At 44.5% G+C, this 25,919-nt stretch carries 25 protein-coding genes and 3 pseudogenes; 26 read left to right on the plus strand and 2 right to left on the minus strand.

The genetic code is table 11. The features are described from left to right. Window positions 1-45: 45 nt before the first annotated feature. The 4 genes and pseudogenes from RE628_RS13065 (at window position 46) to RE628_RS13080 (ending at window position 3,570) form a co-directional block, all read left to right on the plus strand. Window positions 46-1,395, plus strand: coding sequence for a right-handed parallel beta-helix repeat-containing protein (locus tag RE628_RS13065; protein ID WP_309159069.1), 1,350 nt, complete (start codon window positions 46-48; stop codon window positions 1,393-1,395). A 64-nt stretch (window positions 1,396-1,459) separates the two neighbouring features. After that, window positions 1,460-2,005 carry a nitrous oxide reductase accessory protein NosL gene (locus tag RE628_RS13070; protein ID WP_309159070.1) on the plus strand — a complete coding sequence of 182 codons (546 nt, stop codon included), beginning with the start codon at window positions 1,460-1,462 and terminating at the stop codon, window positions 2,003-2,005. A 26-nt stretch (window positions 2,006-2,031) separates the two neighbouring features. Beyond that, window positions 2,032-2,852: pseudogene (locus tag RE628_RS13075) on the plus strand (ABC transporter permease). Beyond that, window positions 2,845-3,570 carry an ABC transporter ATP-binding protein gene (locus RE628_RS13080; RefSeq protein WP_309159071.1) on the plus strand — a complete coding sequence of 242 codons (726 nt, stop codon included), beginning with the start codon at window positions 2,845-2,847 and terminating at the stop codon, window positions 3,568-3,570. The pseudogene RE628_RS13075 and the gene RE628_RS13080 overlap by 8 nt, the downstream one beginning before the upstream one ends. Window positions 3,571-3,696: 126 nt before the next feature. Here the strand turns inward: RE628_RS13080 and RE628_RS13085 are convergent, their stop codons facing one another. Continuing rightward, a complete protein-coding gene (locus tag RE628_RS13085) occupies window positions 3,697-4,614 on the minus strand; it encodes an AraC family transcriptional regulator (protein ID WP_309159072.1) in 918 nt (305 codons plus the stop codon). Window positions 4,615-4,818: 204 nt separating this feature from the next. Here RE628_RS13085 and RE628_RS13090 point away from each other — a divergent pair, with 204 nt between their 5' ends. From RE628_RS13090 to RE628_RS13170, 17 genes and pseudogenes are all read left to right on the plus strand, one after another. After that, window positions 4,819-5,799 carry an aldo/keto reductase gene (locus RE628_RS13090; protein ID WP_309159073.1) on the plus strand — a complete coding sequence of 327 codons (981 nt, stop codon included), beginning with the start codon at window positions 4,819-4,821 and terminating at the stop codon, window positions 5,797-5,799. A gap of 212 nt (window positions 5,800-6,011) precedes the next feature. Further along, window positions 6,012-6,209 (plus strand): biotin transporter BioY, encoded by a 198-nt coding sequence (locus RE628_RS13095; RefSeq protein ID WP_309159074.1) that lies wholly within the window; start codon window positions 6,012-6,014, stop codon window positions 6,207-6,209. Then, the gene (locus RE628_RS13100; protein WP_309159075.1) at window positions 6,197-6,562 is read left to right on the plus strand and encodes a biotin transporter BioY; all 366 of its coding nucleotides are present in this window, start codon (window positions 6,197-6,199) and stop codon (window positions 6,560-6,562) included. Before RE628_RS13095 ends, RE628_RS13100 begins: the two co-directional genes overlap by 13 nt. A gap of 37 nt (window positions 6,563-6,599) precedes the next feature. Further along, window positions 6,600-8,081 carry an AMP-binding protein gene (locus RE628_RS13105; protein WP_309159076.1) on the plus strand — a complete coding sequence of 494 codons (1,482 nt, stop codon included), beginning with the start codon at window positions 6,600-6,602 and terminating at the stop codon, window positions 8,079-8,081. Next, window positions 8,078-9,226, plus strand: a pseudogene (locus tag RE628_RS13110) (thiolase family protein). Before RE628_RS13105 ends, RE628_RS13110 begins: the two are co-directional and overlap by 4 nt. After that, complete coding sequence (locus RE628_RS13115) at window positions 9,223-9,603, plus strand: FAS1-like dehydratase domain-containing protein (protein WP_309159077.1); 381 nt, start codon at window positions 9,223-9,225, stop codon at window positions 9,601-9,603. The pseudogene RE628_RS13110 and the gene RE628_RS13115 overlap by 4 nt, the downstream one beginning before the upstream one ends. Then, window positions 9,600-9,944, plus strand: a complete 345-nt coding sequence (locus tag RE628_RS13120) for a MaoC family dehydratase (RefSeq protein WP_309159078.1) — start codon at window positions 9,600-9,602, stop codon at window positions 9,942-9,944. Before RE628_RS13115 ends, RE628_RS13120 begins: the two co-directional genes overlap by 4 nt. Beyond that, window positions 9,944-10,765 carry an SDR family NAD(P)-dependent oxidoreductase gene (locus tag RE628_RS13125; RefSeq protein ID WP_309159079.1) on the plus strand — a complete coding sequence of 274 codons (822 nt, stop codon included), beginning with the start codon at window positions 9,944-9,946 and terminating at the stop codon, window positions 10,763-10,765. The genes RE628_RS13120 and RE628_RS13125 overlap by 1 nt, the downstream gene beginning before the upstream one ends. Beyond that, complete coding sequence (locus tag RE628_RS13130; RefSeq protein WP_309159080.1) at window positions 10,766-11,566, plus strand: energy-coupling factor transporter ATPase; 801 nt, start codon at window positions 10,766-10,768, stop codon at window positions 11,564-11,566. After that, the gene (locus RE628_RS13135; RefSeq protein ID WP_309159081.1) at window positions 11,563-12,411 is read left to right on the plus strand and encodes an ATP-binding cassette domain-containing protein; all 849 of its coding nucleotides are present in this window, start codon (window positions 11,563-11,565) and stop codon (window positions 12,409-12,411) included. The genes RE628_RS13130 and RE628_RS13135 overlap by 4 nt, the downstream gene beginning before the upstream one ends. After that, complete coding sequence (locus tag RE628_RS13140) at window positions 12,401-13,189, plus strand: energy-coupling factor transporter transmembrane component T family protein (protein WP_309159082.1); 789 nt, start codon at window positions 12,401-12,403, stop codon at window positions 13,187-13,189. Before RE628_RS13135 ends, RE628_RS13140 begins: the two co-directional genes overlap by 11 nt. Before the next feature lie 58 nt (window positions 13,190-13,247). After that, complete coding sequence (locus tag RE628_RS13145; RefSeq protein ID WP_309159083.1) at window positions 13,248-14,204, plus strand: NAD(P)H-dependent flavin oxidoreductase; 957 nt, start codon at window positions 13,248-13,250, stop codon at window positions 14,202-14,204. Window positions 14,205-14,473: 269 nt separating this feature from the next. Beyond that, a complete protein-coding gene (locus RE628_RS13150; RefSeq protein ID WP_309159084.1) occupies window positions 14,474-15,469 on the plus strand; it encodes a polysaccharide biosynthesis protein in 996 nt (331 codons plus the stop codon). Beyond that, window positions 15,448-15,747 (plus strand): glycosyltransferase, encoded by a 300-nt coding sequence (locus tag RE628_RS13155; protein ID WP_309159085.1) that lies wholly within the window; start codon window positions 15,448-15,450, stop codon window positions 15,745-15,747. The genes RE628_RS13150 and RE628_RS13155 overlap by 22 nt, the downstream gene beginning before the upstream one ends. Further along, window positions 15,735-16,538, plus strand: coding sequence for a glycosyltransferase (locus RE628_RS13160; RefSeq protein WP_309159086.1), 804 nt, complete (start codon window positions 15,735-15,737; stop codon window positions 16,536-16,538). The genes RE628_RS13155 and RE628_RS13160 overlap by 13 nt, the downstream gene beginning before the upstream one ends. Before the next feature lie 21 nt (window positions 16,539-16,559). Further along, window positions 16,560-17,207, plus strand: a complete 648-nt coding sequence (locus tag RE628_RS13165; protein ID WP_309159087.1) for a response regulator transcription factor — start codon at window positions 16,560-16,562, stop codon at window positions 17,205-17,207. Continuing rightward, window positions 17,200-18,591: a sensor histidine kinase gene (locus RE628_RS13170; RefSeq protein WP_309159088.1), complete on the plus strand. Its 1,392-nt coding sequence runs from the start codon at window positions 17,200-17,202 to the stop codon at window positions 18,589-18,591. The genes RE628_RS13165 and RE628_RS13170 overlap by 8 nt, the downstream gene beginning before the upstream one ends. Before the next feature lie 71 nt (window positions 18,592-18,662). Here RE628_RS13170 and RE628_RS13175 read toward each other — a convergent pair. After that, window positions 18,663-20,946 (minus strand): annotated as a pseudogene (locus RE628_RS13175) (glycoside hydrolase). A 236-nt stretch (window positions 20,947-21,182) separates the two neighbouring features. On the opposite strand from RE628_RS13175, the gene RE628_RS13185 reads away from it, so the two are divergent. From RE628_RS13185 to RE628_RS13205, 5 genes are all read left to right on the plus strand, one after another. Then, a complete protein-coding gene (locus RE628_RS13185) occupies window positions 21,183-21,653 on the plus strand; it encodes a GNAT family N-acetyltransferase (RefSeq protein WP_309159091.1) in 471 nt (156 codons plus the stop codon). A gap of 171 nt (window positions 21,654-21,824) precedes the next feature. Continuing rightward, window positions 21,825-22,277 (plus strand): hypothetical protein, encoded by a 453-nt coding sequence (locus tag RE628_RS13190; protein WP_309159092.1) that lies wholly within the window; start codon window positions 21,825-21,827, stop codon window positions 22,275-22,277. 207 nt (window positions 22,278-22,484) lie between these two features. Continuing rightward, entirely contained in the window at window positions 22,485-22,880 is a 396-nt protein-coding gene (locus RE628_RS13195) for a hypothetical protein (protein WP_309159093.1), read from the plus strand. Beyond that, the gene (locus RE628_RS13200; RefSeq protein WP_309159094.1) at window positions 22,877-24,277 is read left to right on the plus strand and encodes a sensor histidine kinase; all 1,401 of its coding nucleotides are present in this window, start codon (window positions 22,877-22,879) and stop codon (window positions 24,275-24,277) included. Before RE628_RS13195 ends, RE628_RS13200 begins: the two co-directional genes overlap by 4 nt. Then, window positions 24,274-25,806 (plus strand): response regulator, encoded by a 1,533-nt coding sequence (locus RE628_RS13205; protein ID WP_309159095.1) that lies wholly within the window; start codon window positions 24,274-24,276, stop codon window positions 25,804-25,806. The genes RE628_RS13200 and RE628_RS13205 overlap by 4 nt, the downstream gene beginning before the upstream one ends. Window positions 25,807-25,919: the final 113 nt, after the last annotated feature.

The following is a 25,919-nucleotide window of genomic DNA, read 5'->3' on the forward strand; positions in this document are numbered from 1 at the left end:
TAATCGTCTGTAATTAAACGGGAAAGGAGGGAGGAAGAACAGCGTATGGTAGGCAATCGCACAATGATTTTCTATGTCCGCATTATTGTACAGCTTCTTATAATTGGCCTAATAGCGGGAATTAGCTGGAACATGGCTTCTACTTATGCTTCCGCAGCAGGATATGAGAAGGAACCGTCTAGTACACAACCCCTGATGCTACAACGAATTATTGATGAAGCTGAACCAGGGAGTGTTGTTGTATTGTCTGAAGGAAGTTACACTGGTCCAGTTGTGGTTGATAAGAAGCTGACCATTCAGGCCAAGGACAATGCTGTATTATCAAATAACACTGGTAATCCCGCCATAACGATCAAGGCAGACGCGGTAGTCTTACAAGGCTTAAGTATCCAGCAGGATTATGCTGATGTAGAGACGGCGGCCGTACTAGTTCAATCGGATGATGCCGATCTAAGTAACCTTAAGATCAAGACGCAGGGAACTGGTATTATGCTGCGTGATGCAAATGCTGTGACAATCCAAAATAATGAAATTACCTGGAAAAGGGTACGAGATGGTAGTGGCAGCGGAGTAGGAGAGAAGGGGAACGGGATTGATCTCTACAATTCCCACAACAACCTTATTCAACAGAATCGTATTTATAATATGAAGGACGGGATTTATTTAGAGAAAGGCAGCCAGTTAACCGTGGAAGAGAATCACATATACAGCTCTCGATACGGTATTCACTGCATGTACATAGACGATTCCCAGATTGTCGGCAATATCGGTGAATATAATTACACGGGTGCGATGATCATGGGAGTCAAGAACGCACGGATATCCAACAATTCTTTTCTGAAGCAAAACCGGAATGTATATGCACAAGGGATATTGCTATACGATGTACAAGCCTCTACGGTTGAGAGCAATATCGTAGATGGAAATCGTGTCGGAATTTACATGGAGCGTTCCAGTAACAATGAATTGAAGGAGAACTCGGTATATCGGAATTATATAGGGATTCAATTGCTCAAGGCTGAGGATAACAAGCTTCATCATAATGATTTTGTGGCTAATGTTATTGAAGCGGAAGCAGTGAATAGCAAGGCTAACGAGATCTATTATAACTACTGGGATTCGGCACAGGGCCTGGATTTAAATGAGGACGGAATTAGTGAAATTGCTTATTCAATTAATCCCTTCTATCAGCAGATCATATCAGATAAACCGGTATTTCAACTTTTTTTTCAATCACCTGGTATGACATTTCTAAGTGCGATGTACACGGAAAATCGGGATCAATGGACGACAGACATCTCTCCATCTATGCATTTAAATGTGATCCTAGACCATAACAAAGCACTAACTGATGTCGGGACGAGCATGTTCTGTCTGAGAAGACATATATGCTGATTATTACTTGTATGCTGTTTTTTACAGCTGTATTAACCATCATTTATTCGGGGGTATCGAAATCATGAAAAAAGGTCTAGCAGTTCTAATGATTATGTTTGTATTTGCCGCTTTGATCGGGTGTGGTCAGAAGAAATATGAGGCGCAAGCGATTAATGAGGACGTAGATGTATGCGCTGTATGTAATATGCAGGTGAAGGATGGGGCCTATGCAACACAGATCATTACCAAAGATGGCAGGAGCATTAAGTTCGATGATATCGGGTGCATGAACAAGTGGAAGTCCGAGAATGGAACGGATCAAATCGGTATGGATTATGTGCGTGATTATAACGATAAGAGCTGGGTAGAGTACGAGAAGGCAGCCTATGTCTATGATCCTTCTATCCGGACACCGATGGCATATGGGATTGTCAGCTTCAAGGATAAGAAGACAGCAGAAGCATTTATTAAGGAGCAGGGTGTGGGCACATTACTAAGCGCTGACGATTTAACGAAGCACACTTGGCAGCAAAGTATGGACATGATGGATATGAATGATCATGAGCATATTGAAGAAGATAACGGAGCGCATGGAGAAATGAACATGAATAGCAATAGTGGGCACTAAATCGAATAAAGGATGGGGATACGTGCATGACGGATCTACTGCAAATTGCGAAAAGAGAGATTAAAATGGGGTTCCGCAATCCCTGGTCTTATTCTTTTCTCATCCTGTTCTCTGTGTTCAGTTTATGTCTGCTGCTGATTAACTCACAGAATGAAGTTAGTGGTTATTCGGGAGTAACCGTTCAATGCTAAGTCTTATATTGTATTTGCTCCCGCTTATGGCTTTGTTCCTGGGTTCATTCTCACTGACGGCGGAGAAGGAAGAGGGAAGCTGGCAGCTGCTGTCGACTTATCCGCTTGGAACGCTTCCTTTTCTAGTCGGGAAGTTTACCGGGCTGTCTATGGTATTGCTGACAATTGTCTCTTTTGGCTACGGCCTTATGGGAATTGTTGCTGTTATTCTGGGCATATCCTTTGAATTGAGCACATACCTTCTCTTTCTTGCTTTCTCTTGCGGCTTAGTTCTATTATTCCTGAGCGCAGCCCTATTCATTGGCTCTCTATCTCGGAATCGTTGGCAGGCTCTAACGATCTCTGTAATGATCTGGTTCTTTCTGGTCATCGGCTGGCCTGCTATATTGATCTCGGTGCTCAGCTTGCTTCCTTATCTATGGATTAAGCCTTTGCTGACTCTCTTGACCATGCTGAATCCAGCCGAGCTGGTGCGTCTGTTCGTTGTTATTAAGCTCGGTGGAGGCTCGATTCTAGGCCCGGAATATTTCCAATGGGTAAGCTGGATTCAACAGCCATGGGGAAGCTTAGTATTTTTCCTCGTATTTATTGCCTGGATCGTATGCTCTATTGCATGCGTGTATTGGATTTGGGAAAGGAGACGTTCACTTGGATGATCCTTTTGTTATAGTCGAAGCTGTAAATAAAATAATCAAAAAGCAAACCATCGTTCATAATATCGATCTGAGGATTGGTACGGCTAGCATAGTAGGTCTTTGTGGTGGAAATGGAGCAGGAAAAAGTACTATTTTGCGAATGATTGCCGGCATTAACCAACCTACTTCCGGTGAAATATATGTCAATCGTCTTCAGTGGAAAAAAGATCGCAAACGATTCTCGCAGCAAATAGGCTATATGCCTGACGATTTTCAATTTCCGCAAGGTTTGACTGCTGGAGAAATCCTATCCTTTTGGGCAGCTCTACGCAGAGTCCCTGAGAAAAGAGTTGATGCGGTATTAGCTATGGTAGGATTGGAAGATAAGAAGGATAAGCCAGTTAATACCTTTTCCAAGGGAATGCGCCAGCGAGTGTTGTTTGCTCAAGCCTTATTAGCCAAGCCACCATTATTAATTATGGATGAGCCGACCAATGGTCTAGATCCTTATTGGATGAATGAATTTGTGAAGCTGCTACACAAAATTAAGCAGGAAGGTCATACGGTGCTGTTTTCAACTCATCAGCTCGAGATCGCTGAAGAAGTTGCAGATTCGGTCGTTTTTTTGAATGCGGGTCGAAATTGTGGTGGAGGAACCGTGACGGAACTACGCCAAAAATACGGTGATTATCCGCTTCAGGCTGCCTTTCAACAAAGCCTGGGATTTGAGCTGCGATGATGAAAATGAAATTGTATAAACAGAAATTAATAAGTCTCAGCTACAAACAGATATCACCGCAGCTGCGTCAAAAGAGGGTTAAAGTGGAAAATCACTTTAGCCCTCTTTTATTGAAAATAGTAATTACTAAGCATTTCGTCTTTGCTCATAGTTCTCTTTAAGACGTTTGATGTCTGCTCTAGGGGGAGAACCGAACATGCGGGAATATTCACGACTGAATTGAGACGCGCTTTCATAACCAACGCGATAAGCTACTTCAGCAGCCTCTGATGCCTCGGATAATAATAGACGACGAGCTTCTTGTAAACGCAGTTCTTTTTGAAACTGAATTGGACTCATAGCTGTCACTTCTTTAAAGTTCCGGTGAAATGAAGACACGCTCATGCAGGCCAGTTCAGCAAGCTCATCAATACGCAGAGGCTGATTATAGTGCTGCATAATTTGTTCTATAGCGTCCCTGATCCGATAAGTACTGCATCCTTCCATAGCAATCTGTGCCAATGTAATTCCATACTCTCCCTGCAATAGCCGATATAGTATTTCTCTGGTAAACAGAGGTGCCAGAAATGGAATATCGTCCGGTTGATCTAATAGTCTTGCTAGCCTGAGAATCGCATCTATCAGATTCGGCTCCATTTGACCGACAAATAAAGCCCGCTTCGAGTTACCTTTAGGCATCGGCTGCATGCCCGAGTCCGTTAAAATCTCTAAAATCTGATTCTTTGTAAATTCCAGTTTCAAACTTAAATAGGGTTCGTCAGAAGTAGCTTTGATGACCTGGCCAACTACCGGTAGGTTCATAGATGCAATCAAATAATTGGCGGGATTGTAAGTGTAACGTTCATTGGCTAGAAATATTTGTTTGGAACCTTTGGTAATGAAACACAAGCAAGGCTTATAAACTGCGTAGTCCGGTTCGGTCGTATTGGAATAACGGATCAAATATAGTGAGGGAATTGCTGTTTTTTGAATTCCTTCATGAAAGCAGTGACGTTCGATCAGCCCAGCTAGTTCATTATGCTGTTCATGTATATCCCGTGACATGAAATTCCTCCTCAATCGTTGTCCTATATAGTATAAGCTATCATATCCTTCATTCGAAGAGCTGTAAGAGAATTAGGCAATCATTCAATATTTTTGAGATAACGTATCACTGGGTAATTACAGCATAATAGATTTAGCAGACCGTATTCTGGCAAATAGATTGGTCTCTATTCATACTATTAAATAAAGGAGTGTGTAGAAGTTATGGAATACGTAAAACTAGGAAATACAGGGTTAGATGTATCCCGACTTTGTCTTGGCTGTATGAGCTTTGGTGTAGCAGAGCGTTGGACTCATCCTTGGGTACTTGATGAAGAGCGTAGTCGCCCAATCATAAAGAATGCATTGGAGCTCGGCATCAATTTTTTTGATACAGCAAATGTATACTCGGATGGTACGAGTGAAGAGATTGTTGGCCGGGCGCTGAGGGATTATGCCAATCGGGATGAAATTGTGCTTGCAACCAAAGTGCATTTCCGCATGCATCAAGGTCCAAATGGTGCCGGACTCTCCCGAAAGGCCATCATGAGTGAGATAGATAAGAGTCTCAAGCGATTGGGAACAGACTATGTGGATCTGTACCAAATCCATCGTTGGGATTACGATACTCCGATTGAAGAGACGATGGAAGCATTGCACGATGTTGTTAAGGCGGGTAAGGCAAGATACATTGGTGCCTCCGCTATGTACGCTTGGCAGTTTCATAAAGCACTAAATGTTGCGGACAGAAATGGCTGGACCAAGTTCGTGTCGATGCAAAATCATTTGAATCTTATGTATCGAGAAGAGGAAAGGGAGATGCTACCTCTTTGCAGAGAAGAGAAAATCGGTGTTATTCCTTATAGTCCACTTGCTTCAGGAAGATTGATTCGTGATTGGACGGAAACAACGCATCGTTCTGAAACCGATCAGATTCAGAGATCTAAATATGATGCGACTGCAGAGAAGGATCGATTGGTTGTGAAGCGAGTGGCAGAACTGGCGGAGAAACGTGGAGTGTCCCGTATTCATATTGCACTTGCCTGGTTATTGCAGAAACAGCCTGTAACTGCTCCGATCATTGGCGTTACAAAAATATCCCAGCTTGAAGACGCGGTAGGCGCGCTATCTGTTACGTTAACACCTGAAGAAATTGCGTGGTTAGAAGAGCCGTATGTACCTCACCCGATCATTGGTTTCAGTTAAATAAAGCCCCCATTTGATCTGCTATATTTCAGATCGAATGGGGGTTTCCTATTTTCATGAGATTTATAGTATTCCGACTTCTAAATTTAATTGTCAACCTGGAGATAAATTTTTAGGTTTACAATTAAATATCACCAAGCTATAATTCTATTACGTTAGAAGTCGACTCTAATGAGGATCGTATTTTATTTTGTTTTGACGGAGGTAGTCAGTTGAGAACACAAGAATTCGTATTCGCTGCATTATTCGCAGCTTTCATCGCAGTATTGGGTATGATTCCCCCAATTCCATTAGGGTTTATTCCTGTTCCTATAACAGCGCAGACACTTGGCGTTATGCTTGCCGGCTGCTTTCTGGGAAAAGAGCGGCTGCGCTTTGTCTCATCGTCTTTATCGTTTTGGTTGCAATAGGTTTGCCGATATTGTCTGGAGGGCGAGGCGGTTTATCTGTGTTAGTAGGACCGTCGGCAGGATACATCTTTAGTTGGCCGGTGGCTGCCTTTTGTATCGGATTTGCTACAGAGAAGGTATGGACAGGGATTAAGACATGGAAGGTTTTCTTCATCAATGCTGTTTTTGGGGTAATCCTAGTCAGTCTAATTGGAGCCCCTGTGATGGCTCTTATTACAAATACGTCGATTTGGGCTGGACTAGTAGCTTCCACGGTATACTTGCCGGGTGATCTGATCAAAGCGATTATCGCAGCGCTCATTGCGGTACAATTGAAGGCCTTCAGCCCGATTAAAGACATAAAGAATCAATGATCATGGTTAAATGAAATTTTCCATAGGTGTGATTAAATTGAATTTATTGTTACCTATACTTCAACATGCGCTACAAGAACCGAACCGGATAGCGATATCCTCCAAGCAGGGGAAACTAACATATGCGGCTTTGGTACAACGAGTTAGGCAAGTGGCACAAGGTATTATGCAGAATGGTATGAATCATGACAAGATAGCGATCCTGTCAACGAATCGACAGGAGTTTGTGGAGGTGTTTCTGGGCGCCGTCTACGCTGGATTTGTGCCCGTGCTTCTAGATCCAAAATGGAGTTCGGTGGAATTGAATGAGATTATTGGGCAATGTCAACCGAGCTTTATTTTTGCCGAGACTGCATTTGCTTCAAAGATAACCTTACAGAGTAATGATAGTCAGATAATTGAGTTCTCGGATGAACCATCTTGTTCTTATGAGAAATGGCTAACCCGGCACCAAGCGGCTCCCGAATTGAATCATCCTAACGAACTGTTATTTATCGGTTTTACTTCAGGAACGACCGGGATTCCAAAAGGATTCATGCGCACGCATTTATCTTGGATTCGAAGCTTTGAAGCGACGAATGAAGCTTTCCAATTAGTTCATTTGCAGCATTTTACTGCACCCGGTCCTTTTGTACATTCCTTGTCTCTATTCGCTCTGATGCAGAGTCTATATAACGGTGCGACGTTTCATATCGTGCAGCAATTTAATGCAGCTGAGGTACTGAGTTTGTGTTCAAATCATTCAGATATGGTTCTGTTTGCCGTGCCAACGATGATCGATTCGTTGATTTCGTTGACCGTTCCAGGTCATACGCATATCCAAGCCTTAATCAGCTCGGGCGGAACTTGGTCGGAGCATTCGAAGCAAAGGTGCCGGGAAGTATTTAACGGGGTAAAGCTGTACGAATATTACGGTTCATCAGAGGCGAGTTATATCAGTTATTTGAATGTGAATGAAGATAATAAGCTCGGATCGGTCGGTAGACCTTTTACAGGGGTTGAAATATCGATTCGAGACGAACATTTCCAGGAGGTAGCACCGGGAAGTATTGGTCAGTTGTACATTCGCAGCGACATGATGTTCCTTGGATATTATCAATTACCTGAAGAGACAGCTACTGTATTTCAGAACGGATGGCTAAAGACAGGAGACTTTATGTTCATCGATAGTGACGGATTTCTATATATGACTGGTCGTTCTAAAAATATGATGGTTACCGGCGGTCTAAACGTAATTCCGGAGGAAGTAGAAGCTGTGCTACAGCGTATTCCGGCGATTCGCGAAGTGATGGTATTCGGTATTCCGAACCACCACTGGGGTGAAATGGTAACAGCGATCGTACAATGGCGAGGAGATCAGCGGTTAACGATCGATGAGCTCAAGGCGTACTGTCGCGAAAATTTGGCTAGTTACAAAGCACCAAAGCAGCTCATCACTGTGGATCAGTTCATCTATACAAGCAGCGGGAAGATTGCACGCCACGCGATGAAAGAATACTTGAAGAGAGTGGAGTCATGAAAGAAGCTGTAATTGTATTGGCTAAACGTACACCTATAGGCAGAATTGGGGGGCGCTAAGTACGCTCGAGCCTGAAGTTATGCTTGCCCCACTGATCCGCCATATTATTTCTGAAACAGGTGTGCCACAAGATATGATCGATGAGGTTATTATCGGAAATGTTATTGGTCCCGGGGAAATATAGCGCGTTTAGCGGCCCTGGAGGCAGGGCTGCCTGTTACAGTGCCCGGTATAACAGTTGATCGCCAATGCGGTTCAGGACTGGAAGCGATAAATTTAGCAGCACGACTCATTCAGAGCGGCGCAGGGGACGTCTATTTGGCTGGCGGTGTCGAAAGCACAAGTCGTGCACCATGGAAAATGTTCAAGCCGAAAACGTTGGTTGGAGTTCCTGAGCTGTATACGCGAGCTCATTTCACACCAAGCTCATACGGCGATCCCGATATGGGCATAGCCGCAGAAAACGTGGCCCGAAAGTACGGGATTTCCAGAGAAGCACAGGATATGTACTCCTTAAGCAGCCATCAAAAAGCAGTGAATTCACAAGAAATCGGACGATTTGCAGGTGAAATTGTGCCGTTACAAGTGAACGGAGACTCGGTTGTTGCTGATGAATGTCCCAGAACCGATACAAGCCTTGAGAAGCTGCAAAAACTTCGGCCTATATTCATGGAAGAGGGTACCGTAACCGCCGGAAATGCTTGTCCTATCAATGATGGTGCGTCCCTAGTCCTCATCATGTCACTGCAAAAATGTCAAGAACTCGGCTTAAAGCCTATTTTACGTGTTGTGGATGCCGTTGCTGCAGGGGTTGATCCGCAATATCTTGGGATCGGCAGGTTCCTGCCATTCAGAAGCTGTTAAGCAGACAACGGATGTCGATAAATGATTTGGATGTCGTGGAGTTAAATGAGGCCTTCGCCTCCCAAGTGCTAGCTTCATTGCAGGAGCTTCACATCCTACAGAATAAGGTGAATAGAGGTGGCGGCGCGCTCGCTCTAGGTCATCCTTACGGAGCGTCCGGCGCGATCTTAATGACGCGCTTATGTGCTGAAATGATGCGGGAACCTTTCAAACGAGGAGTAGCTACACTGGGTATTGGTGGCGGTATGGGGCTTGCCACTTTAGTGGAGGCCGTAGAATGAATAAGCTTCATTTTAAGCTGCATCTGTCTGCGCAGTCCATTATGGATTACGCCAACAGTATTGAAGCACCTTTGCAAAAGATAGATGACATGTTGATCGCTCCGACAACGATGCCGGTTACTTTCTGGCAAATCGCGAAAGCTCCTTGGCTTAGCATGGATGAATCGCTCATTCACGGCATGCAGCAATTTCACTACGAAGCACCACTGATGGCGGAGATGGACCTGGATTGTGAATTGGCGCTAAGCAAAGTAGAGACTAAGGTGGGACGTCAGGGAGAGTTAACCTTATATACGCATACTCTTACTTGTACATGTGAGGGGAATCTAATCGTTACTGCGGTAACTACATTAATATTAGTAGGTGACAGTGTATGAGAAGACAGATTACTGCGGCTATGATCTCACAATATGCCGAAGTCTCCCAAGATACAGCAGCTTTTCATCTAGATACACATGCAGCTCGAGAAGCAGGTTATGAGCGTCCGATTGCGCATGGAATGTACATTATGGGATTAGCGCAGTCTTTATATCTGGTAGAGCATCGCAATCACTGGATTAGTTCCTATAGTATGAAGTTTCAAAAACCGCTGTATTCTGAGACAACCGCTTGCTTTCAATTTGAGGCTTGTGAGTACAATATCCAAGTCACTGTCACTTCAGAGGATGGAGATGTGATTGCCAAGGGTACTTTCACAGTGAAAGAGAGGGCCTTCTAGTGGAGAAAACGGTCTTGATTACCGGTGCCAGTAGAGGTATCGGACGCAGTATGGCGCTACAACTGGCGAGAAGCGGGTACCAGGTTGTTGTTAATGGGACACAACAGAAACTGATCGACACTGTCATAGAGGAGATTCGTATGGCGGGTGGCAAGGCTTTCGGTTACTGTGCCAGCGTCGCAGATCCCGAGGCAGTGACGGCTATGGTGGAAGCGATGGTTGAAAGATATGGCGGTATTGATGTATTGATTCATAATGCTGGTAATTTAATGGATAGCAAGTGCCTGTTGATGTCGGATGAGCAGTGGCGATCCGTATTGGATGTGCATTTGAATGGAGCCTTTTATTGTATACAGCGAGTGCTACCCTATATGACACAGCGCGGGGGCGACATACTGTTGATGACCTCTACTGCCGGATTACAAGGCTCTGTCGGACAGGTCAATTATAGTGCGGCAAAAGCTGGTATCCTTGGCATGGTGTGGACGCTGGCAGAAGAGCTGAAGCGTTATTTCATCAGAGTCAATGCCGTTGCGCCTGCGGCTTTAACCGATATGACTCGACCCGTAATGGAACATTTATGGCAAAAATGCGCACTTCGTAATGAACCGTACCCGGAGTTCTGGCAGGTAGGCAATGCTGATGATGTTGCCCTTTTTGTAGTCTCCCTGTTGGTGCAGCCCGATCAGGAGCTGACAGGCGAAATATTCGGAATAAACGGTTCGAAAGTGACCAGGTGGCAGAAGCCGGTACCTGTCAGCACGATGTATGGGACGGAGGCTTTTTTCACCTCGTGGAACAATCGGAAGGAAGGGCAATAAATGCTAACACTGGATCATGTTCATTTTTATTATGATAAGGCTCAGACGATCATAGATGATTTAAGTCTTACGATTAACGATGGTGAATTCGTTGCTGTCATTGGGGGCAATGGCTGTGGCAAATCAACGTTGGCCCGGCTTATGAACGGTTTGCTTCAGACCAGGAAAGGTAGAGTAAAACTTGATCACCTGGACACAGCAAACGTGAAGGATGTTGCAGAAATCCATCGACAAATTGGTTTGGTGTTTCAAAACCCGGATGATCAGTTCATTACTACTACAGTAATGGATGAGGTTCTGTTCGGCCTGGAGAATATTAGAGTGTCAAGAGATGAAATGACAATTCGGTTGGACGATGCGCTCCGGGCTGTACAAATGGAGGACTATACCGATGCAATGCCGCATGAGTTGTCAGGCGGTCAGAAACAGCGCGTAGCCATCGCGGCAATACTTGCCATGCGCCCCCGGATCATGATATTCGATGAGGCTACTTCCATGCTCGATCCACAGGGTAGAGAACAGCTACTTTCGATCATGTATGAACTGCATCGGCAGGGCATGACGATCATTCATATCACTCATCATTTGGAGGAAGTGCTCACAGCAGATCGCCTCTTACTGCTGCACGAAGGGAGATTGGAATTTGATGGACACCCGCTAACCTTCTTTAATACAGTTTGCCTGAAGGATTATGGGATGGATTCCCCCTTTGCCGTACGATTGCATCGAGCGCTTCAGTTAAGTCTCCCATTGATGGCCGATTGGAAGGAGATGATAACTTCCCAATGGTCTACGAGATGAAACAGGTGAGCGTGAGCTTTGCCGGGCGCAAGGCTCTTCATAATGTAAGCTGTTCTATTCAGAACGGCAAGTGGATTTCTGTCATAGGACAAACCGGCGCTGGGAAGTCAACCTTTGCCAAACTGTTGAAGGGATTGATCTCTGATTACGAGGGTGAATATCTGATCAATCAACAGCCTCTTCCTCGTGATCGAAAAGGACAGGTGAAGGTTGCTTCGGAAATTGGCTTTGTTTTTCAATACCCTGAGCATCAAATCTTTGAAACAACGGTATATAATGAACTGGCTTTTGCTCTGAAAATAATGGGATATTCATCCGAGCAAATCGCTGAGCAGATAGATTACATTTTACCGCAGTTCGGATTGTCTTCCGATATTTTGCCGCTGTCACCCTTTCAACTGAGCGGGGGTTTGAAACGGCGCATTGCCCTCGCCTCGGTATTAATGATGGAGCCGAAGCTGCTTATTTTGGACGAACCGACTGCAGGCCTTGATCCTTTAAGTCGAGATAATTTGTTGAATATGCTGAAGGAATGGCAGTGGAGGAACAACAGTACTGTTTTGTTCATTTCTCATCGCATGGAGGATGTAGCTCAATATTCGGACGAAGTGATGGTTTTTCGTGGAGGACATTTGCTGGGTCACTATGATGCTAGCGAATTATTTTTGAGAAATAGGGAATTGGTGGAGGAAGCGGGCTTGCTGCTGCCTGAGGCGGTACAGCTGTTAGGGCTGATCGAGCAATTATCCGGGCAGAAGATCGAAGTCGCAAGCTGCAGGGAGCAGGACATCCTTCGTAAAGTATTGCCCATTTGGCAGGCAAGAGGACATTTACATGGGAAATAAAATTTTGCTGGGACAATATGTAGAGACGAATTCCATCATTCATCGACTGGACCCGCGCTCGAAGCTAGTGTGTATGTTGGCGATGATGCTGAGCTTCTTTACACTGCAATCATTAATTAACTATACAGCTGCTACTGTCATTGTTTTCTTTGTTTTACTATTATCACGAATTCCATTCCATAAATATGCAAGAGGGCTAAAGCCTCTTTTATTTATATTGATGTTTACCTTTGTATATCATGCTTTGATGACAGAAGGTACTGTGATTTGGTCCTGGTCTGTTATCAAAATAACTACCGAAGGGCTGCAAAATGGATCATTCGTCGTGTGGCGAATCATTCTATTGATTTTGCTATCCTCAGTGCTAACCTTGACCACCAAGCCATTAACATTGGCTCAAGGTCTTGAAAAGCTGATGTCGCCGCTAAGCAAACTCCACGTGCCGATTGAGCAGTTTTCTTTGATGATTGTGATCGCGATTCGTTTTATTCCAACGATTGTAGAGGAGCTGGATCGTATTATGCTAGCCCAGAAGGCCAGAGGATATGACATAGCATCTCTTAAACTGCCAAGACGCATGTTTGCCTATATTCCGCTTCTAGTACCTCTGCTGATTACGACAATCCAACGTGCGGAGCAGTTATCGCTAGCTATTAATGCCCGGGCATATGGAAATGGTAGAGGACGTACCGTATATAAACAGCTCAAGCTGAAACGGATTGATTATCTGGTTGCTTGCTTCACGGCGATACTGGCATTAATCATGCTGTTAAGTTGAACTAATGATAATCCGAATTGGCATCCGGGTAAATTGATTTCATATCAGGGGGATAAGTGTGGATTGGGCTACACGGCTGACAGAGCTTCTGCAGATACAATATCCGATCATCCAAGGAGGGCTGGCTTATCTTGCCTATGCAGAGCTTGCTGCTGCTGTATCGAATGCCGGTGGCTTAGGCCAGATTACGGCTATGAGTCTTCCGAATGCCGCGTCTCTTCGTCAGGAAATACATCGTGCTAGAGCTCTGACTGACAAGCCGTTTGGAGTCAACTTTGCGATAGGGATGCATCATAGCGACTACGAAGACATGGTACAGACAGCGATTGATGAGCAGGTACCTGCTATAACGATAACGGGCGGAAACCCGGCTCCCTTATTGCAACAATTGCAGTCTACGAACATTAAGACCTTAGTGTTAGTCTCATCGCGCAGACAAGCACAAAAAGCGGAACAACTAGGCACTTCCGCTGTCATTGTCGTTGGTCAAGAGGGAGGAGGCCATCTGGGACGTGATGACGTAGGAACGATGGTGCTCGTTCCTCAGGTAGTGGATGCGGTTGGAATCCCTGTTGTAGCTTCAGGTGGTATCGGGGACGGACGGGGATGGATGGCAGCCCTTGCGCTTGGAGCCGAAGGGATCGAAATGGGAACTCGCTTTATCGCAACCAGGGAATGTGTTCATGCTTCGTCAACCTATAAACAAGCCTTGGTCGAAGCCTCTGAGAGTGATACGGCGGTTATCAAACGTTCCATAGGCGCCCCAGCGAGAGCGCTACGAAACAGCTACATCGATAAAATAATGGAGATCGAGCAACAGACGCCAACCTATGAGGCGTTAAAAAAATATATTAGCGGTGAAGCTAACAAAAAGTGGATTTACGAAGGCATTCGAGAAGAGGGCTTTGGTTGGGCCGGGCAAGTGACAGGCATGATTCATGATGTGCCAACGGTTTCCGAACTGATCAACAGAATGGTTCTTGATGCTGAGCAAATTCGAGGCAAGTGGCGATGAGGTGTAGATATCAGAACAGGAATACCTGTTCGATGACATATAATTGCGAAAGTACGGAGGCATGGACCCGAAAATTTAAAGATATCTGCTGGGAGAAGTTGTTATATAAATATCAAAAAGCCTAATCTATTAGGCTTTTTGATATTTATGTAGGGAATTGATGTGCCTTAGGGTAGGATATGCCATGTTATTTATGATTGTCACACTGGTGTAACATAACGAACCCAAGATAGTAGTATCAGATAGGGCAAGTTATGGAGGGATGTAAGATGACAAATAAAACGATTTTAATTACTGGCGGCACTGGCTCGTGGGGATTGGAACTGGTCACGCAACTTCTGAAAGAACAACCAAAGGAGATCAGGATATTCTCACGGAACGAATCGCTGCAAGTTCAAATGCGTCAAAAAATTGGGGATCCCAGATTAAAATTCATAATTGGTGATATTCGGGATAAAGCGGAAATGACCATGGCCTGCAGCGGTGTAGACGAGGTTTATCACCTAGCAGCGCTTAAACATGTTCCGATCTGTGAGAATCAGCCCGAGAGTGCGCTCAAAACAAACATAATTGGAACGCAAAATGTGATCGATGCAGCAATTGAGAACCATGTGCGGAAGGTGATGTATGTTTCAACTGATAAAGCAGTCAACCCTACAAATACCTATGGTATGACGAAAGCAATCGGTGAGAAGCTTATCATTTACGCTAATGGAAGATCAAATACAAGGTTTGCATGTTTTAGAAGCGGTAATGTTCTCGGAACGGCTGGAAGTGTTGTGCCTTTATTTAAAGAGCAACTGAATGAGGGGAGAAATCTCAGTGTAACCGATCCAGGAATGACACGTTTCTTTCTTACTTTAGAGGATGCTGTTCGAATCTTACTGACAGCGATGGAGAACATCTTCACAGGCGAAATATTCGTTGCTAAAATGGCAGCCTGTAGAATAACGGATCTTGCACAGGTGTTAATTAATCACTCTAAATCAAAGCAAACCAAAATTCATTATGTAGGCATTCGTTCAGGTGAGAAACTTCATGAGACATTGATTACGGAATCGGAGATCAGCCGGGTGAACGATATTCATGATCAATACTTTATTATTACCCCCGAAGACACAAAAGACTCGTTAGGGGTGAATGAAATTCAACTATACGATGCACGTCGAGGTTATCATTCGGAGGATTATATGATGTCACTTAAAGAAATTGAACAACTGCTTCACAGAGGAGGTTTTATAGGATGCAACGAAGAATTGTGCTAACGGGTGGCGGATCCGCTGGTCATGTTACAGCTAATCTTGTACTGATTTCTCGCTTGTTGGAGGAAGGTTGGGACATTCATTACATCGGGTCGAAGCGCGGTATCGAACGCGAAATGGTTGCCTCTTTGAAGAATGTTCGTTATTACGCGATTAATACAGGGAAGTTAAGAAGATACTGGGCATGGGCGAATGTAACAGATTTGTTTAAGCTTGTACTAGGCATTATACAGGCGTTCTTTCTCTTTTTCGGATTAAGCCAGGTGTTGTGTTTTCCTTAGGTGGATTCGTCGCAGTTCCTGTCGTGATCGGTGCTGCCATGAACGGAATTCCAGTAATCATTTTTGAGCCTGATCTCCACCCCGGGCTTGCGAATCGGATATCACGAAAATTTGCACAAGTAATGTGTACGACCTTCAGTAAGTCTACTGCCTTTGACCGGATATTTGACGGGAAAATGACACATGTCGGTCCGATTGTTAGAGAGGAACTGAAGTTGGGCAGTCGCGCACGTGGCATCGGGCTTTGCGGATTCAACGAAGAACTACCAATTCTTCTGATTATGGGAGGTAGTCAAGGAGCAGAGCGAATCAATCGCATTGTCAAAGAAGCACTCCCGAAGCTGTTAAAGAGTTATCAAGTCGTCCATATTTGCGGAATCGGGAAGATGGATCTGTCTATTGGTCACTACGCTGGTTATAGACCGTTTGAGTATGTTCGTGAAGAGCTTGCTGATCTGATGGCAATGGCCGATATTATTGTATCGAGGGCTGGTTCGAATGCGATACATGAATGTCTCCTTTTACGAAAACCTATGTTATTGATCCCACATGCCATTGGTGGAACACTAACAGGGCAAACATTAAATGCGGAGTACTTTAAGGATGCAGGCTATGCAGAGGTATTGTATGAATCTGATCTGACAAAAGAAACCTTCCTGAAAGCAGTGGATCGTACTTATAGCAATCAAAAATCATTTGTGGATGCGATGAAAGTTAGCAAAATGGACGGGGCAGTTGACAAGGTACTGGGATTCATTGAGATGGCCGTTAATGAGTCTATCAACGGTTAGATATTGGTAAGGGAGATTGATATGCGGATATTAATTGCAGACGATGAACCAGATATGCTTCGGATTTTAACGGCGTATTTCAAGAAGGAAGGGTACAAGGTGTTTACGGCAGAAAACGGAGAGGAAGCATTGGATATTTTTTATCGTGAGAAAGTTGATCTTGCTATTCTTGATTGGATGATGCCGAAGCAAAGTGGGATTGAAGTATGCCGGGAAATCAAATCGCGTTCGGACAAAAAAGTGCTGATTTTGACGGCCAAAAGCGAAGAAGAGGATGAACTGAAGGCGCTCAGCATTGGTGCGGATGAGTATATCCGTAAGCCTTTTCACCCGAAGATTCTCGTTCTCCGGGCCAAAAAGCTGCTAGACGATGACAAGGGACTGCTATATAAATCGCTTCGAATCGATCCAGAAGGCTATAAAATATATAAGGACTACGTAGATTTGCAGTTAACAAAAACGGAATTTGAGCTTATGTACTCCCTTGTCCGCCACAAAGGCCAGATTCTGTCCCGGCAGCAATTACTGGACTTAGTATGGGGTCTCGATTATTTTGGTGATGCAAGAACGGTGGATACTCATGTTCGCAGGTTGCGAGAGAAAGTTGGCGAAAACGTGATTCAAACGCACCGAGGACTTGGCTATAGCGTGGAGGCCGGCGATGAATAAGCTAGGGCGTAAGCTGTTTATAAGCATTACGGTTGCTGTCTTGCTCATTTTCATCATGTTCGTACTGCTAGCGAACCTGTTTATGCCGAAATACTATATTTACAAAACGAAAGAACAGCTCGGGGAAGCCGTAAATACAATTTCCGATCTTTCGGATGCAAACTGGGACGACGCGATTCCACAGCTTGAGCAGCAATACCACGTGACGATCGTGTATGACGATTTGCAGAAACCGGAAAATGACCTGAATGAATCGCTCAAACAGCAGCTTGCGACAAAGAGAGTGACGCTAAATAAGTTCTGGATTACGGACGAATCGTTGTTGAAGGTTAAATCGGGTATCCGAGTCAATAAAATATATGATCAAGGTAAGCTTAAATCCAGCTTCTACGCAAGTTTTATCCCGAAGGGCGAAACTATTGTCTTGATTGGGCTTTCGATGGCCTATATCAGTGATACGATCCAGATGATCAATGAATTCATTTTGATTCTTGCGCTTTGTTCGGTGCTGATTATCGTGTCGGTGGTCTGGATTTTGTCATATCGGATGACTAAACCACTGAAAGAACTAGGGCAGGTGGCGAAGGATATATCGGAGCTCCGTTTCCGAAAAGCCAAAGTCGTTACCGGGGATGAAATTGGGGAGCTGGCGGAAAGTATCAACGCCATGAGCGACAAGCTGAGCATTGCGCATGCGGATTTATCCAGAAAAAATGTAAGCTTAAAGCGGTTTATGTCGGATATGACGCATGAGCTGAAAACGCCGGTTTCGCTCATTCAGGCTTATGCCGAAGGGATTCAAGATGGGCTTGATGACGGCAGTTATGCGGCCACGATTCTGCGCCAGACTAAGAACATGGTTAAGCTTATTGACGAGTTTTTGAATTTTACGAAAATCGAAAGGGACGAGCTTGAACTTCGACCTGTTGCCGTTAAGGATTTGTTCCATGAATGTGTCGAAAAATTTAGCATCGAGCTGAAATCAAGGCATTTGCAGCTTGTGATTCGCGATGATCTGGAGGGAAATCCTTTGATTGCAGTGGATCCGGACAAAATTCGGATGGTGTTTCACAACCTACTTGGCAATGCAATCAAATATGCAACAGGCGAAAGAATTGACGTGCATTTTAGTAAGCAGGATGGTGAGATCGTACTTGCTGTGAGCAATCGATTTACAGGAGAGATCGCCGATGCATCTCAGATGTGGGAGCCCTTTTATGTGGAGGAAAGCTCGAGGCATAAAGCAGTGTCGGGCACGGGCCTTGGCCTTGCAATCGTCAAAACGGTTCTAGAACGGCATGGCTTTCGTTGCCATGTAGAAACAAAGGATCAGACGATCCACTTTTACATCTACTTTCAAGAAAACAACCCTCATTCGGCATGAAGCTGAATGGGGGCTATTTTCTTGGAGATAAAATAACTTATACGTTCCGGCACGAGGATTTAAGCATCATATTAGAGATTGGGTGCACGGAAGGTCGTCACCTTACTGCCATCCTCGATCACTGCCGATTTGGCCGGGATTGTGTGCTGGTTATACGTAACGTCTTTGTCAGAAATATTGACGGTAATCCGCAGTTGATCACCATAGGAGGCAGACTGTACAAGACGATCCGGGAGCATATTTGAAAAGACGTCATCGGCTTGGTAACAGCTTTCTCATGGAAAGGGCTCCACACCTTAAAATAATCCGTAATCAATTTCTTGTTCTTTTTCCAGCTGTCTTGATCGAAGTGATACAATGGCGGAACGTTGTAGAGAAGCTCTGTAAGCATTCGGCTCCCAATTTCGTCTTCGATTTTGAGGCTTCCCCATTCCCAATGATGCGTGGTGATCACCGAATCGTTATAAACAAGTTTATATAACGGCAAAGAGTAAAAGGGATCGGTATAGATATGCTCATACGCTTCCTTGACCGGAACGGTTTTGGCATATCTTTCTGGGATTCCTCCATTTGCTGACCAATACCCGCCGACATAATAAGGACTGGTCTTGTTTGCGCGCATATCCGGATCGGACCAGGCGATCACAGGCGTTTCGATCCCGTGCGCGAAGGCGATGGTCTGGCTGGCGAAGTCATTGCCGCCTTCGGAACCGATTACCATATGTTTATCGTCCCTAATGTACCCCATTCGCTCCAGCCGGGCCGCAAGATCCTGTTGCTGGGTCGTCGGATGCGACTTGGAATAATCGTCATAAATTTCTCCTGTAGCGTCGCAGTCAATGAACCAGGAATTAAAAGGGATACCATCTTGCAGTATGCTGCTGACACGCTGCTTGACGCTGGGTAGCGATAGCGTAGGATTTAGCTTGCGTCCCTTGCCTAAGAAGCCATTGATCTTTTGACCGTTTTTATTATCAATCGTTGCCGCATCGTAAAGGGAAGCATCAGGGAAAGATGCCGTGTTCCAGTCTATGCTCGCTTTCTGCTGTATGGAATGATAGGAATCGTACGGTCCTACCAGATACCCGAGACGCACCGCTTGTTCGACCATCTCGGGATTTAACAGCCCGTCCGCCCAATTGGGTAGGCCGATCCAAGCTTTACCGATTCCGGCATCATGCATGTCCTGCAGAAGTTCGGTCGAAGCTTTTGCTCCCCATAGTTCTATTGGGTCAGCGTTGTTTTTTAGAGCGCTTTTCAGCACGTTTTTGTTCAACTCATACAACTCTTGCTCGCTTAAACGATTGATACCTTTAGCAATAAGCTTTTTCGAGTTTTCATCCACATCCGCAAATATACCGGAATTGTAGAACTGGGGCATTTTTAAGACAGAATTCAGCGCTCTTGTCAGCGTTTGTTTTTGATAGTTGGCGATATACCCATTTTTGGATATGTCAGTAAGAGTCTGGTTATATTCCGTTGCACCATCTTCGCTGTACTTATCCAGCAGTTCTCCAATCCAGCCGTAGAGCGGCTCATGGATCGAATGAATGAGGGTATCCCAATGAATGTTATCTTTGGTTAATACCTGGCCGCTCCATAAATAAATATGCGGTGCACCAAACAGCTTACTCACGTTTGGGTTTTGGGCTACTTTTTCCGATAGCGTCGTAAATTCGCCTTTCTCCTGAATATAGGAACGGTAGACTTTCGCGATTTGAACCGGATTATTGTCGGTGACATAAACACGGAAACGATACGTTTTGTTCGGATTAACGGATGGAAATTCATGCGTAAAGCTCATTTGAATCGCAGGTTCGGTTTGAAATTGAACGGTGTCGTTGAACATATCGTCTGCAATGAATAGGATCGAATCCTGCTTTTGGTTCACGGCAAAAAAACGCATGGTAAAACTTTCGATAAAACTCATACTGTTATCCTTTAAATAGCTTTTCCATGTCTGATCTTCGCTAGGGATATATTTGCCTTCGCCGATGGGTAGCATGTAGCTGTCCCCTGCACCTTGGGCCATTCAAATTGCTTAGCTCCAGTAGAAGTTAGCGAGATTTCGAGGTAGCGGTCTTTTTTCTCCATTTTAATGTCCATTTGTTTCTGGGGGTATGTCCAAGAGATGGATGTAGGGGTTTTAGCCAGGTTCTTAACAGGCTCTTTCGGCATTGGAAGCGACGCGCTTGTCTTTGCTCCGTTTCGAATGATGAATAATTGGCTTGTCTCCGGGTCGGCGTTAAAGTCGAAATCATACGCTGCCGTTTGGCTTACGCTTTCAGCCGCATGACCGGCAGCCTTTTGCTGCGTTCCCTGTATGGCAGGCCGTGCGCTTTCTGTTTTTTGCATGTTCGCGCAGCCTGTCGCTAGTACCACGCTTGCCACACAGATGATGAATGTGATGTTTTTGATGTTCATTTCTTTCCCTCCTTAGCACCAATGTAAGATAAGAATGTTACATCAATGTGTCAAGGATGGTGAAAAAACAATTGCTAATGAAGGTACTTTACTTCACAATTATAATGTCTTTGAACAACAGCTAAAGAAAGATATAGTGGCTTGGAAAGTACTGTGGAGGCGAATATATGCTGATTAGAGAGATTGAGAAAAAAGATAACAAGCAAGTTGAGAGTCTTATCAGAACTTGCCTGATAGAATTTGGTGCGAATAAACCGGGTACAGCATGGGCTGATCCGAATTTAAGCGATTTCTATCATTTATACAGAGCCGATGGCTCTAAATATTGGGTCGTAGAGGAAGAGGGAAAGATTATAGCGGGTTGTGGGATAGGACCCGTTAATGGATTTTCGCATATTTGTGAACTACAGAAGATGTATGCATTGCAGGAAGCACGCGGGACCGGAGCAGCTAGCCAATTACTCGAGATCGCATTGGATTACGCGAAGGATCATTATAAGCAATGCTATTTGGAGACGCTCAGTAATATGATTGCTGCCAACAAGTTTTATACGAAGAAGGGTTTCAAATCATTGGACAAGCCGCTTAATGCAACGGATCATTTTGCTTGTGATGCCTGGTACATTATAGATCTATAGAATCATAATGTGATTATGTCCAGTTGTGGAGAACTCTGATAGGTTTAAAAATTATATGGATTATTTTTCCTATACCTATGTTACAATTGATTAGTCTTTGCATTTAGGCATTTATGTAGCTCAAAATGGTTCTACTATGCCGTAAAAAGAGATGAGTAAGGAGATTATCGGATGAGTATCCGTTTATGGTACACTTTTTTGAGTTTTGTTGCTTTGATTCTTTTAAGCGCTGCGGTGTACTCGGTGATTCAAACCAGAACATCATTTAAAGAGTTAGTTCTCAATCAGATGCATGAATTCGACTCTGTCAGTGAAATGCGCGTTAGTAAAAACTTTAACAAGCCAGATGAACAGGAGCTGAAAATTACGGATCAAGCTACAATTAAGCGCATTTTCAATAGTTTGTCTGACCTCAAACTATTGAAGAATAGCATGAAAACATTTAGTGACGATGAATATGAGATTCGGTTTCATGGGCGTACTTCAAGCTTTACCGTTACCTACTACCGTCCGGACCACATACGAATTATGAACGGTTCCAGCAATCATAAAAGATACAGTTGGGAATATAAAATTGTGAATCATTTTGATTCGAACGTGATCGAGGATCTGTTCAAAGGATGATCAATCACAGGCAAATTGCCTGTGATTTTTTAGTGTTTTGCTCGGAACATCTAACACCCCTTTTCCGCTATGGAAGAAGGTGTTTTACATGTTCGCTACCCGAGAATATGGTTGGCGTAAATATATTTATAGAAGGAATCTAACAAACAATAGCGAAAAATAAGCACTAGATGGAAATTTGTAGAATCGGAAGAAGGAGAGGGAGATTTGGCACTTCTACGCAAGCTGACCATTCGCTCACAGTTAACCTTCATTGCCCTTACTTTGGCAATCATTATACTGATCATTCTGTCGGCTAGCTATCTACAGATGGCGAAGATTGTGAAGTCGAACAACAACAAGGCGACGAGCGACCTGATCCTTCAGATGAAGCAGACGATATATGCGAACAAGGACGTATTGGAACGCCTCATTACGAACATTGCATTTAACAGCGATGTTCAGAGTTTTCTAATTGAAGAAGATAAAGTGCAACGATTCATGCTTAGTAAGCGAGTGGAGAGCTTGCTGATTAATACAAGGACACTCAAGGAAGGAATCCTCGATATTTTGGTGGTCGGCGATGATGGAAGCTGGATGGATATCGGGGAAGCCGAAGAATGATAGCTCCATATCAGCAACAACTCGCGGAGGGAGAGGCGTTCCAGTACTTTACGACCCGAGATGCATGGGATCAGTACTCAACGTCAAGCTTGTTCCTGATCGGTTTTCATATTAAGTATGCGCAACCCGGTGAGCGCTTCAATGAATCGATAGGTACGCTGTACTTTGTCATCTCTCCGAATGCTCTCATGGGAGGCATTAACAGTATCTCACAGGATATGAACTCCCAAGCCTTCTTCTTGGATCAAGACAATCGACTCATCTCAAGCGACGATACGGAAGGGTTGGAGAGTCAACTTGAGGTCCTCAATCGTGATCAAAATCTAATGAGTGATGAAGAGAAGGAGCTAGCATGGAACGGAAGAACCTATATAGCCAAGGGCGAGTACCTTCCAGAGCTTAAGAGCTCGATCGTCAGCATTATCCCGAAGGATGAACTGATGCGGAATTTGAATTCCATTCGCATTTTCTTTGGCATAATCTTCGTTGTTGCTGGAATTGTGATGGTAGTCCTGTTCGCGATTCTAACGAATAATATCCTACTCCCCTTGAAGAAACTGATGTTCTATATGAACACAGTCAAGCGCGGTAATCTGGATAAGCTGAAGCATAGAATCGATTTGGATGGCTATGTGGAAATTACCGTAGTAGCCAATGAGTTCAATAAAATGATGAATCAGATTGATACTCTAACGAAAGAACTGCTGGATACGAACACGGCGCTGCTTGGATCAGAGCTGGAGAAGAAGCAGGCGGAGCTGTCTTATCTCCGTAGTCAGATTAATCCGCATTTCTTATACAATACACTGGAGATGATCAAGGGAATGGCTGCTGTACAGGGAGCACAGGAGATTCGTGCCTCAGCTTCCGCTCTAGCCAGTATATTTCGCTATAGCATCAAAGGGGATAGCCTGGTACCGCTGAGGACAGAGCTATCCATTATCGAATCTTATTTACATATTCAGAAGCTTCGCTTTGGCTCAAGATTTCAGGTAGCGATGGATATCGAAGAGGCGGCGTTGGAATGTCCAGTACCTAAAATGATACTGCAGCCTATCGTCGAGAATGCGATCTTTCATGGTCTTGAAATGAAAGAGGAGCCAGGATTGCTTCGAATCCGTGCTATGAGAAACACAGATTCTGATCTCATCATCACAGTAGAGGATGACGGCGTTGGGATGGAGCCTGAACGGTTGGAATGGTTGAGGTCCACGCTACAGGAGTCGCCGAAGGAACTGCTATCCCCGAAGGGTGGAGGAAGCATTGGCTTTACTAATGTGAATGCCAGGATAAAGTTAATGTACGGGCCTGCATACGGACTTGATATCCAGAGTGTGGCAGGTCAAGGTACTTGGGTACAACTAACACTTTCATCTAAAGGCGGAGGTGCACGATGAAGATAAAGGTATTACTGGTGGATGATGAGCCGTGGGTCATCGAGAGCCTTAGGGCAAGCATTGATTGGAATACTCTTGGGTTCGAGGTGGTCGGTACGGCAAACAGCGGAACCGAGGCTATCTCCATGTTGGAGATCCTTAAGCCGGATGTAGTCTTCACAGATATTCGGATGCCAGGAATGAGCGGACTTGAACTAGTTAAGCGTGGCAAGATAATGGCTCCTGGGGTTGATTATATTCTGATCAGCGGCTATGCGGAATTTGCCTATGCCCAGAAGGCGATATCCTATGGCGCGATCGCGTATTGTCTGAAGCCCTTTGATGAGGCAGAGATCGAATCTATTCTGATCAAGCTTCGACGTGAGCGATCATCGCACCAAATCGGCGCAAGTGATGCCTCCATTGATAATGAGACGATGATACTTGGTTTTCTGGAGGAGCCCGATGAGGTTCAAATGCTGAGGCTATTGAATAGGTTAGAGGATTTGTCCGTGATCAGAAGTCCAGGCGATTCAATCGGCGTCATTGTATTAGCTTCTCCAAGTGTGGTCAGACCTGGTCTCCCTGAGCCATATCTGTACGCCAAGATCGGTAGAACGAAGCATCTCTTTCTGGTTCCCTATTATCATATAGAAGAACTGATCAGTTATATTGAGGAGCGGAGAATTGTGGATCTTCCAGTTTCCGAGGGAGAGGGTGGCTTGAAGATCTATGGAGTTGGTGTCACTGAACGATCAGCAATGCGTACGGACTTGCGCCGTGCGGTGAAAGAAGCTAATGAACTGGCCGATCAGTATTTCATCCATGGCGGCTTCATAATTGCCCGGAAGCAGCCGAGTATGGCAGGATCTTTTAAAGACCTGCTCAAACAGGTGGATGAGGTAATGCGAGTGGGGGACATGGCGCGTATCCACCGTATTTTTGACAAGCTTTCTCTACTATTCCATAGCGGTTCGCTTACGGTCCAGCATGCATTGCAGCTGCATCATATTGTGAACGCTTACTTATACTGCTTTAAGCTGGATTATGAGGAGCACATGCTCTATAGTCGCGAACAATTGCTGACGTCATATGATTCGGTTCAAGAGATGTTGCAGGATCTTCGTCAATGTGTCGCTGGCTTTGTCCTTCATACCCAAGATAAAGAGATGGTCCAGACAAGCAATGAAACGTTCCGCGCTATTTTGTCGTATGTAAACAATCATTTTACCGAGGATGTGTCGATTCAATTGCTGTCGAAGCAGTATTATACGAATCCAAGCTATATTAGCCAGTTATTTAAGAAGGAGATTGGCGAGACATTCACGGCATATATTGCGAAGCTGCGCATTGCCTATGCCTGTGAGCTTCTCAGAGGCACGAACTTACTCGTAGGAGAAATAGCGGAGAAGTCAGGGTATATGGATTATTTCTATTTCACAAGGATGTTCAAAAAATTCATGGGTAAGACTCGTCCCAGTTTAGGACAGAACTATGATACGTGGTATGTCTTCTTTTTAGTTTTAATATGGACCATTCTTAGAAATTAAGACCGGTCTGTGAATAGCCCCGGTCTCGGGGTTATTTTTATATGGAGAGAAATAACGATAATGCCTCGATATGAGCATTAAGCATAATCTTCTACAATGAGAGATGTTTATAG

Origin of the sequence: Paenibacillus sp. D2_2, from assembly GCF_031199965.1 — a bacterium.
GTDB lineage: Bacteria > Bacillota > Bacilli > Paenibacillales > Paenibacillaceae > Fontibacillus.